General features: G+C 66.3%; 11 protein-coding genes and 1 pseudogene. 7 read left to right on the top strand and 5 right to left on the bottom strand.

What is annotated here, in order from left to right; genetic code table 11:
- The 3 genes and pseudogenes from VFG33_RS02440 to VFG33_RS02450 form a co-directional block, all read left to right on the top strand.
- Positions 1–215 (top strand): annotated as a pseudogene (locus VFG33_RS02440) (hypothetical protein); the annotation flags it as partial.
- A 598-nt stretch (positions 216–813) separates the two neighbouring features.
- On the top strand, positions 814–1,074 hold the full coding sequence (locus tag VFG33_RS02445; RefSeq protein WP_325021892.1) for an acyltransferase family protein: 261 nt from the start codon (positions 814–816) through the stop codon (positions 1,072–1,074).
- Entirely contained in the window at positions 1,071–1,586 is a 516-nt protein-coding gene (locus VFG33_RS02450) for an acyltransferase (protein ID WP_325021894.1), read from the top strand. The genes VFG33_RS02445 and VFG33_RS02450 overlap by 4 nt, the downstream gene beginning before the upstream one ends.
- A 309-nt stretch (positions 1,587–1,895) precedes the next feature.
- On the opposite strand, the gene VFG33_RS02455 is transcribed toward VFG33_RS02450, so the two are convergent.
- Positions 1,896–2,666: an alpha/beta fold hydrolase gene (locus tag VFG33_RS02455; protein ID WP_325021897.1), complete on the bottom strand. Its 771-nt coding sequence runs from the start codon at positions 2,664–2,666 to the stop codon at positions 1,896–1,898.
- A gap of 201 nt (positions 2,667–2,867) precedes the next feature.
- Here VFG33_RS02455 and VFG33_RS02460 point away from each other — a divergent pair, with 201 nt between their 5' ends.
- The 4 genes from VFG33_RS02460 (at position 2,868) to VFG33_RS02475 (ending at position 6,397) form a co-directional block, all read left to right on the top strand.
- Positions 2,868–3,818 (top strand): LysR family transcriptional regulator, encoded by a 951-nt coding sequence (locus VFG33_RS02460; RefSeq protein WP_325021899.1) that lies wholly within the window; start codon positions 2,868–2,870, stop codon positions 3,816–3,818.
- 107 nt (positions 3,819–3,925) lie between these two features.
- On the top strand, positions 3,926–5,086 hold the full coding sequence (locus VFG33_RS02465) for an NAD-dependent formate dehydrogenase (RefSeq protein WP_325021901.1): 1,161 nt from the start codon (positions 3,926–3,928) through the stop codon (positions 5,084–5,086).
- Positions 5,087–5,265: 179 nt separating this feature from the next.
- Entirely contained in the window at positions 5,266–5,430 is a 165-nt protein-coding gene (locus VFG33_RS02470) for a hypothetical protein (protein ID WP_325021902.1), read from the top strand.
- A gap of 205 nt (positions 5,431–5,635) precedes the next feature.
- Positions 5,636–6,397, top strand: a complete 762-nt coding sequence (locus tag VFG33_RS02475) for a GntR family transcriptional regulator (protein WP_325021905.1) — start codon at positions 5,636–5,638, stop codon at positions 6,395–6,397.
- Positions 6,398–6,408: 11 nt separating this feature from the next.
- Here the strand turns inward: VFG33_RS02475 and VFG33_RS02480 are convergent, their stop codons facing one another.
- The 4 genes from VFG33_RS02480 to VFG33_RS41205 form a co-directional block, all read right to left on the bottom strand.
- Entirely contained in the window at positions 6,409–7,389 is a 981-nt protein-coding gene (locus VFG33_RS02480) for a TerC family protein (protein WP_325021907.1), read from the bottom strand.
- 124 nt (positions 7,390–7,513) lie between these two features.
- Positions 7,514–8,062 (bottom strand): hypothetical protein, encoded by a 549-nt coding sequence (locus VFG33_RS02485; RefSeq protein WP_325021909.1) that lies wholly within the window; start codon positions 8,060–8,062, stop codon positions 7,514–7,516.
- A gap of 1 nt (position 8,063) precedes the next feature.
- Positions 8,064–9,563, bottom strand: a complete 1,500-nt coding sequence (locus VFG33_RS02490; RefSeq protein WP_325021911.1) for an Nramp family divalent metal transporter — start codon at positions 9,561–9,563, stop codon at positions 8,064–8,066.
- Between the two features lie 105 nt (positions 9,564–9,668).
- Positions 9,669–9,746 (bottom strand): hypothetical protein (locus VFG33_RS41205; protein ID WP_414672917.1); only part of this gene is annotated, 78 nt, incomplete at its 5' end.

Consider the following 9,746-nt stretch of genomic DNA (forward strand, 5'->3'; position numbering starts at 1 on the left):
CCGGCACCACCAACCTCGCCGATCTACGCATCTACTGCGAGTTGCACCACATCATCAAGGACACCCCGGCTTGGGGCTGGAAAGCCACCAACAACCCCGACGGATCCACCACCCTCACCACCCCAACCGGCCACCGCTACACCACCGTCCCCCCAGCCCCCGGCCCCATCGCCAAACCAGACCCACCGCCGGACGACGACCCACCACCCTTCTAACAACCAGCACCACAAACCGCCACCAGCCCGCAGACACCCCACCTGCGGGCTACCGGCACGACCCCAAGCAACTCCCGACCCCCACCCAGGCCTCACCCCAACGCAACCAGCCTGGCCGACCCCCGGCCCCCATCCGCCCCCAGCCCAGTTCCAGCCCCAAGCCCGACCAAGGCCTGGCACGAGCACCGGCGGCCAGATCCCGACCTAGGCCCAGCCCGAGCGCTGGCACCCAGATCCCAACCCAGGCCAGCCCGAGCCCGAACCCGAGCTCCATGCGCCGGCGACGGCGTGAGATGCGCCTCCCGCCCGCCGACAGGGGTGGGTCCCCGAACCTCGCCGACGTCTCCACCAACGTGTGCGACCGCGTGACCGGTACTCCGACCGCCCCACCGCCACGTCGTACGGATTCCGGCGACCGCTACACGATCACGCCGGCTAGAACAGGCAACCGGGGCAAGGATTCCGACGATCCGGGCAGCTTCCGCCCCGTCCTGCTCAGGTCGCCCGCACGCTTGTTGCGGGCAACTATCGGGGGGAGGGCCAAGCGGTGGAACCACAGATACCACCTACACGAACACGACGTCCGGCCACTGGACGGTTGCACGAGATCGACCTGCTGCGGATCCTCGCCGCCATCGCGGTGATGACCTACCACTACCTGTTCTCCGCGTACGCCGGTGAGCTGGGTGGCATGGAATTCCCGCACGCCGACGTGATCGCGCGGTACGGGTATCTCGGCGTCGACCTGTTCTTCACGATCAGCGGGTTCGTGGTGCTCCTGAGTGCCTGGAACAGCCCACCCCGGTCGTTCGTGGTCTCTAGAGTGGTGCGGCTATACCCGGCGTACTGGTCGCGGTGACGGTGACCACGCTGGTCTCGATCGGGTTCAGTCAGGGCAGGTTTCCCGTATCGGCCGGGCAGTATCTCGCCAACCTCACCATGCTCAACTCGCTGCCGAACATCGAGAACGTCGACGTCGTCTACTGGACCCTGTGGGCCGAGCTGCGCTTCTACGCGATGATCTTCGTCCTCACCCTGATCGGCATCACCCGCCGCCGCGTCATCGTCTTCCTCTGGACCTGGCTGGCGGCAACGTTCGTCTTCGAAGCAGGACTATTGCCGGACGCAACCGACCTGCTCCTCAACACCCAGTTCTCGCACTACTTCATCGCCGGCATGGCGCTCTGCCTGATCTACCGCTTCGGCCCCGGCCCCGGCCCACAAAGCATCCTGATCCTCTTGATTGCCCTAGGCAACGAATCCCCCGCGCCCTCGGATTCGCGGACCGCGTCGGCATCCGCTACGGCACAGAAATCCACCGCGAGGCAGTCATCGCCATCATCATCGCGATCTTCACCATCATGCTCCTGAGCGCCCTCCGCTTCACCGAACGCCTCGCCGCCCATGGTTCGCAGTACTAGGCGCCCTCACCTACCCCCTCTACCTCCTCCACGCCCACATCGGCTTCATCATCTTCGGCCGCCTGGGCCCCCGCCTGAACGCAGTCCTCCTAGTCACCGCCACCATGCTCCTGATGGCAGCCGCCGCCGCAACCCTCCACCACCTAATCGACAAGCCCCTGGCCCCCAGCCTAAAACGCCTCCTCACCCCAGCCCCTCCAAAGCACCGAGCCCTCACAGACCAGCCGACGCGTCAATCCCGAGGCGCCAGATGGATGCCCTAGAGGTAGAAGGCGGTCAGTGCCGGGGCAAGGGTTTCTGGGGGGACTTGGTGGAACTGGCCGGGGAGGGCCTCGACTTGGGAGTTTGGGAGGGCGTCGGCGGCGGCCTTGGTGGCGTTTTGCAGCCAAGCGGGGCTAGAGGTGCTGTGGATGGCGAGGGTCGGCGTACGAACACCCGCCAAGAGGTCCACGGGGACGCTGGAGTCACCCATCAGGGCGGCGTCGTAGAGGAGGGTGTGGGCCATTGCCTCCAGGGCCGGCCACATCGGGGTGGGCTTGATCTCCTCGACCGCGGATGCCGGCTGGCCGACTGCCTCGATGATGAACAGTTCGGCCGCGCCGCCTGGGTTGCCAGCCCTGATGAACTCCTGCAGACGTTCCACGTAGCGGTCCGGTACCGGCGGAGCGCCCTCGCCCCGGAAGGGCGGTTCCATGATCGCGAGCTTCTCGAACGGCACGCCCGCCGCCACCGCCCGGAGAAGCAACATCACGCCCGACGAGTCGGCGTACCCGAAGACCGCGCCGGTCGCTTCCCGCAACGAGGACAGGTCTTCGATCTCACGCTCGATCGCGTACTGCGAACTGTCGCCGCTGTCACCGCGGCCCCGCCGGTCATAGGTGATCACCGTGAACGCGGAGGACAACGCTGTGGCGAGCGGAACGTAGTACGAGCGGTCGGTGAACGCGCCCGCGACCAGGATCAGACCTGGTCCGTTGCCGAAAGTGTCGTAGGCGATCGCGGTGCCGTCGGTGGAGCTGACCTTTTCCATCAGGAGGTACCTTTCGAAGTTGCGAGCTCTTACCGACGCGTCGAGCAAGAACCCTCCGCATCGACCCGCGTTCGTTGTGACCTGGGTCACAGTTGAGCTCTATCGCACTCGCGAGGCAGGCCGTAGCATTGGATTATGTATACATGCGAACGGTATGCCGCCTTCTCCGCAGCCGGCAGCCGTCCGCGGGGACGAGGCTAAATGTTGCTCCGCCAGCTCGAGTATCTCGTGGCCCTCGCCAGAGAGAGGCACTTCGCCCGGGCCGCGGACGCCTGTTACGTCTCCCAGCCTTCGCTGTCCGCCGCGATCCGGAAGCTCGAGCAGGAGCTGGACGTGCCGATCGTCCGGCGCGGCCGGCGGTTCGAGGGGCTGACTCCGGAGGGTGAACGGGTACTGCTCTGGGCCCAGCGGATCCTGGCCGAGCGCGACGCCCTGCGCCACGAGTTGTCCGTGATGCGGGGCGGCCTCACCGGCACCCTGCGGCTCGGGGCGATCCCGACCGCGATGCCGGTGGTCTCGTTGCTGACCACTCCCTTCTGCGAGCGGCACACGCTGGCCAAGGTGACACTCGAATCGCTCTCGTCCCGCGACATCACCCACAAACTCGCCGACTACGAGCTCGACGTGGCGATGACGTATCTCGACGACGACACACTCGGCCAGGTCCGCAAGACACCCCTGTACGAGGAGCGCTACCTGCTCCTGACTCCGCAGGACGGCCCGCTGGCGGAGCTGCCGGTGGCGACCTGGGCCCAGGTCGCCACGCTGCCGCTCTGCCTGCTGTCCCCGGAGATGCGGAACAGGCGGATCATGAACGGCTACTTCACCGATGACGGCGTGACCGCCAACCCGTCGATCGAGACCGACACCGTCAGTGGGCTGTACACCCACCTCCGGACCAATCACTGGTCGACGGTGATCTCACACGCGTGGTTGCTCATGTTCGGCGTACCGGCCGGGATGCGCGTGCTCCCGCTGAAGAGCCCGGCTCACGGTCCACGGGTGGGCCTGGTGATCGCCGCGAGGAGTCCTGAGCCCGTGCTCGCCAGGGCCCTGCTCGACGTCGCCCGGCAGGCCGGCGTACACAACGCGCTGGATGAACTGCTGGACGTGCACCTGATGGGTTCGGGCTATTCCGGGCAGATCGGCTGATAGCCGGGACCTATGCCGCGATAGCGAGCAAGTCTTTGACCCACGACAGCCACCACGCAACGGTTGAGGGGACCGAACCCCCTTCAAGCGTTGAGGAGTTGCCCATCATGGCAAAGGTGCTGTGTGTGCTGTACGACGACCCGAAGGACGGCTACCCGACCTCGTACGCCCGCGACGATCTGCCGAAGATCGATCACTACCCGGGCGGTCAGACCACCCCCACCCCGAAGGCCATCGACTTCACCCCCGGCGAACTCCTGGGCAGCGTCTCCGGGGAGCTCGGACTGCGGAACTTCCTCGAGAGCCAGGGCCACACGCTCGTCGTCACCTCGGACAAGGAAGGCGCCGACTCGGTCCTCGACCGGGAACTCCCTGACACCGACGTCGTCATCTCGCAGCCGTTCTGGCCGGCCTACCTGACCGCCGAGCGGATCGCGAAGGCGCCGAACCTCAAGCTCGCGATCACCGCCGGCATCGGTTCGGACCACGTCGACCTGGATGCCGCGATCGCGAACAAGATCACCGTTGCCGAGGTCACCTATTGCAACAGCATCAGCGTCGCCGAGCACGTGGTGATGATGACGCTGGGCCTGGTCCGGAACTACCTCCCGTCGTACCAGGTCGTGCTGGACGGCGGCTGGAACATTGCCGACTGCGTGGAGCGTTCGTACGACCTCGAAGGCATGCACGTCGGCACGGTGGCCGCCGGGCGGATCGGTCTCGCCGTACTCCGGCGCCTGGCTCCGTTCGATGTGAAACTGCACTACACCGACCGGCACCGCCTGCCCGAGTCGGTCGAGCGCGAGCTGAACCTGACTTTCCACCCGGATGCCGCGAGCATGGTGCCGGTGTGCGACGTGGTCACCATCAACGCGCCGCTGCACCCGGAGACCGAAGGACTGTTCGGCGACAAGCTGATCGGAACGATGAAACGCGGCGCCTACCTGATCAACACCGCGCGGGCCAAGATCGCCGACCGGGACGCCGTCGACCGCGCCCTGCGCAGTGGCCAACTGGCCGGGTACGCGGGCGACGTCTGGTTCCCGCAGCCGGCGCCGGCGGACCACCCGTGGCGGACCATGCCGCACCACGGCATGACCCCGCACATCTCGGGCTCCTCCCTCTCGGCCCAGGCCCGGTACGCCGCCGGTACCCGCGAGATCCTGGAGTCCTGGTTGGACGGCACCCCGATCCGCGACGAGTACCTGATCGTCGACGGCGGCCGCCTGGCCGGCGCCGGTGCGCACTCGTATTCCACCAAGTCCTGAGGGATCGTGACGGACCTCACGTGACTGGATCCTGTATGTAATGGCTGGGAAGCAGCCTTGTAACGGGGATCACGTGAGATGAGGGCATAACCGGTCAACCAGGCTGGTTGAATGTATGCAGTAGCCAATGTTGGCCATCCAAGGAGTCTCCGGGAGCTTCCCGGAGCGGAGAGGTAGCGATGATTTTCACCCGTAGGTTCGGCGCTCTGGCGGCTCGCCCGCAGTTCCCGGATTCGCCGGAGCTGCAGCAGGAGCTGGCCCTCGATGTCGAGCTGAGCAAGTTCGACGAGAACCGGCATGACGACGGGGACCGGCGCGACGTTCGCGAGACGTCGGCTGCCTGACCTCGCACCCGATCGGTGCTCCGGACAAGGGATCCGGACCGCGGCGGCGGACTCCCCGCGGACCACGATCCATGGATCCGGAGCACCGGGAGCAAGACGAACAGAGCAGGAAGCAAGGCCGGCTCAGCGCAGAGTCTCGGCAACAGACCTGGCACTTGGTAGACTGTCTACCAAGTGCCATTTTACGTTTCGCGGGAAGGACCTCATGACCACCATCAGCGCGGGCCCGGACTCCACCTCCGACACCCCCGGCGTCCGGCACGTGAAGCGGCCGACGCCGTTGCGTGAGTCGGTCTACGAGGCCCTCACCGAGATGATCATCGACGGCACCCTGGAGCGCGGCCGGCACCTCGTCGAGGTGGAACTGGCCGGCATGCTCGGGGTTTCCCGCCAACCGGTCCGCGAGGCCCTGCAGCGGCTGAACAACGAGGGCTGGGTAGACCTGCGGCCGGGATTCGGCGCGATGGTGCACGTGCCCGCCGAGGACGAGGTGGACCAACTGCTGGCGGCCCGCGCGGCGCTGGAGTCCGAGTCTGCCCGGCTGGCCGCGCGGCACGCCTCCAAGGACGACGTGGCCACGCTCAGGGAGCTCTGCAAGGTCGGCACCGCGTTCCAGGAGGTCGGTGACATCGACGGCACGGTCCGCACCAACGGCGAGCTGCACGCGATGATCACCCAGATGTCCGGCAACCGGTTCCTGGTCGACTTCGCCGGCCAGGTGGACCGCCGGGTCCGCTGGTACTACACGCCGGTGGCGCCCGTCCGCGGCGCGGCCTCCTGGCGCGAGCACACCCGCCTGGTGAAGGCGATCAGCGACGGCGACGAGGACAAGGCCGCGCAGATCATGCGGGAGCACACGGAGCACACCCGGAAGGCGTACCACGAGCTGCAGGCGGGCACGGCGCCCACCGAGCCCGTCGCCGCCGAGAAGAAGACCTCCGCCCGGCGGCGACGTACGGCTGACTGATTGGTAGGCGGTCATTCAGCGGCGGCCGGCTCTTTGGTTTCCGTCGGCTCCGACCGGCTGTCGCGGTGTGACTTCACCAGGCTGAGCACGGCCGTGAGCGTGAGCGTGCCGAGGATGATCCCCAGCGAGACCAGGATCGGGATCTCCGGCGCCCACGAGACCCCCGAGTGGTGCAGCGCCTCGAGGATCAGCTTGACGCCGATGAAGCCCAGGACGACGGAAAGCCCGTACGACAGGTAGACCAGCCGATCCAGCAGCCCGCCGATCAGGAAGAACAACTGCCGCAGGCCCATCAGGGCGAAGGCGTTCGCGGTGAACACCAGATAGGACTGCTGGGTCAGCCCGAAGATGGCCGGGATCGAGTCCAGCGCGAACAGCAGGTCCGTCGTACCGATCGCGATCATCACGATCAGCATCGGGGTGGCGAACCGCTTGCCGTCGATCCGGGTGGTCAGCCGGGCATCGTGGTAGCCCTCGGTGGTCGGCAGCACCTTGCGCACCTTGGCCAGGACGATGTTCTCCTTGAACTCTTCCTCCTCCTTCGAGGTGGCCAGCTTCCAGGCCGTGAAGAGCAGGAACGCGCCGAAGATGTAGAAGACCCAGTTGAAGTGTGAGATCGCCTCGGCGCCGATGGCGATGAAGATGCCACGCATCACCAGGGCGAGCGCGACACCGATCAGCAGCACCTTCTGCTGGTACTGCCGGGGGACGGCGAACCGGCTCATGATGATGATGAAGACGAACAGGTTGTCGACGGACAGCGAGTACTCCGTCAGCCAGCCGGCGAAGAACTCCCCACCGGCCTCGCCGCCGGCCGCGAACGTCAGCCCGACGCCGAAGACGAGGGCGATGCCGACGTAGAAGGACACCCACAGGGTCGCCTCCCGCAGGGACGGTTCGTGCGGCTTCCGGGCCACGATCAGGAAGTCCAGCACCAGCAGGGCCAGCAGGGCGGCGATGGTGATGATCCATGCCGACATCGATACGTGCATGTGCTCCTCCAGGACGTCTGTACCCGGGCAGGCCGGATACGCAGCCGCCCGCGGCTGTCGGATGCAGTCGCGGGCGGCTTGCTAAGAGTGCTAGTCGAAAGGGGGGCTAGGCGGTACTACGAGATCAGGCGGCTCGGGCCTTCCGCTTCTTACGGGCCCGGGCTACGGCCTCCTTGCGGGCTTGCATCGACTCCGCGAGGTGAACGTACTGCTCGATCGTGTTGTGCGCGTACTTGTTGTGGTCCATGATCCGGGGCCACCACAGCCGCCCGAGCTGCTCGTGCATCCAGAGGAATCCGATCGCGAATCCCATACTGAGCAGGGCCCGGAAGGCCAGGAACTGCAAGGGTTCCGGGGGTAGTCCCGGCGTACCCGTGACTGCCCACTCGGTCGCGATGGCGTGAACCAGGAGAGCGAGCGGGAACCCGATCGCCCAATAGGCGGCGGCCGGTGCGAAGACCCCGGCCGGAGCTTTGCCGAGCGCGATCAGGACGGCGTACCCGACGCCGAAGGCGACGAGCGGAACCGCCAGGCCGAGCCCGGTGATGATGGCCCAGCCGATGGGTTGGGACGCGGCAGCGCCCAACCCACCGGCGATGAGGCCGGCTGCGACACCAACTGCGGAAGCCGGAAGACCGAACTCCGCGAGTTGCCGAACCTTTGGCGAGATCATGTCAGTCCAGTACCACGCCGAAGCGGATCAGGCTGTAGAACAGCATGCCGAGATAGAACACCGCACCGAAGCCGATGATCGCGTTGCGCAGCGGCCCGGGGCGGATCGGTTTGGGCAGGAGCTTGTTGTTCACCAGGAGCAACACTATGCAGTAGGCGCCCATTGCGAAGGTGGACAGGAACGCCAGCACATCCAGGATCGACGCCGGACCGTCGGCCGGGCCGAACAGCAGGATGATGATGCCGAACAGGATGACGCCCCACAGGAACCCGGCGTAGATCTTCGACATCGAGAACCGCTTGGCACCGGGGATGAAGTAGTACGTCATATCCGCCTGGCCACGGCTGAACGAGTCGAACAGACCGAGAGTTGCGTTCAGGCCGATCAGTGCGATGAAGGCGAAGAACATCTTGCCCAGCCAGGAACCGCCGGCCGCCGCGAACGCGTCCGACATGGCCAGCAGTGCTGCATCCCGGTCACCGCCCTCGATCAGCCCGGCCACGTTCGGATTCTCCCGGGCCGCCGACAGGGCCAGCACGGTGAAGGAGATCGTGACCAGCATGGTGATGCCCCAGAAGAGCAGCAGGGCGTCGAAGGTGACCCACCGGCGCCACCCCTTCCACTTCTTCATCTCCTCGGGGTCCTCGGTGTCGAACATGTAGCCACGCGACGGCATTGCCTCCGCCTCGCCCGACGACCGCAGACCACGGATCTTCGGGATGTGGGCACCCATACCGGCGCCGCTGTCGCGGAGCTGCAGGGTGTACCACATCTGCTGCATGCCGGACGGGCCGGCGAACGCGATCGAGCCGACCACGACCGGGAACCAGGCCGACGTCAGCGCCTTGTCCGGGAAGTACCCGAAGGCGAACATGCCCGTGATGGTGTTCGCCAGGTCGTCCCAGTTACCGACGATCGCGGCGATCACCGACGTGCCGACCACCAGCACGCCGATCAGCAGACCGAGCAACTTCTCCAGGAAGTTGTAGATCACCGAGAGCATGCTGAACAAGATACCGACGAACACCAGGGCTACGCAGGCTGTCACCTGCCAAGGTATCCCGCTGACTTCCTCGAAAGCGGAGGCGCCGGCCGATAGATGGCCCGGCCACATATAGATCAGGATCGCCGCGACGTAGAAGAACCACATCATCGGTTTGAAGACGCGGGCGGCGCCGAAGAAGATGCTCTCCCCGGTCGCCATCGCGTACCGGGCCATCTCCAGCAGCACGAACGCCTGCAGGGTCACACCGACCAGGAACAGCCAGCGGATGTCGGGGCCGAAGACCAGGACGAGCCGCGGCCACATGTAGGACTCACCCATGCCCACGCCCAGCGCGACCAGGAAGACGGTCGGACCGAGGATGTGCATGGACGGCGGTGCCGGCGGCAACGGCCGGATCGGCATCGGTTCGAGTCTGCCCGCATGCCAGACCCGCTCGGTTGCGGCCGTGGCCGCGGGATCTTCGGGTACTTCTGAGGTCTTGCTTGTGACGTCCAAGGCGGACTCCTTATATCGACGCCAGCTGACGAGAACTACCTCTCCCCCGTGCACTCCCCCCTCACCAATCGCATCACCGGCTTCCTCGGGTGGAACGTTGACTGACTAGGAACCGAGCGGACCTGCATTGCGGGCCCAGCGGTACTTGGCACCGAGCACCTCGACCGGTGTCTCGGTGGTGTA

The organism is Kribbella sp. (genome assembly GCF_035687465.1).
Classification (GTDB): Bacteria; Actinomycetota; Actinomycetes; order Propionibacteriales; family Kribbellaceae; genus Kribbella.

Coding starts and splice junctions, on each gene's coding strand:
- VFG33_RS02455 (WP_325021897.1), bottom strand. CDS start 2,666: ATGGAAAAGGTCAGCTCCACCGACGGCACCGCGATCGCCTACGACACT.
- VFG33_RS02460 (WP_325021899.1), top strand. CDS start 2,868: ATGTTGCTCCGCCAGCTCGAGTATCTCGTGGCCCTCGCCAGAGAGAGG.
- VFG33_RS02465 (WP_325021901.1), top strand. CDS start 3,926: ATGGCAAAGGTGCTGTGTGTGCTGTACGACGACCCGAAGGACGGCTAC.
- VFG33_RS02470 (WP_325021902.1), top strand. CDS start 5,266: ATGATTTTCACCCGTAGGTTCGGCGCTCTGGCGGCTCGCCCGCAGTTC.
- VFG33_RS02475 (WP_325021905.1), top strand. CDS start 5,636: ATGACCACCATCAGCGCGGGCCCGGACTCCACCTCCGACACCCCCGGC.
- VFG33_RS02480 (WP_325021907.1), bottom strand. CDS start 7,389: ATGCACGTATCGATGTCGGCATGGATCATCACCATCGCCGCCCTGCTG.
- VFG33_RS02485 (WP_325021909.1), bottom strand. CDS start 8,062: ATGATCTCGCCAAAGGTTCGGCAACTCGCGGAGTTCGGTCTTCCGGCT.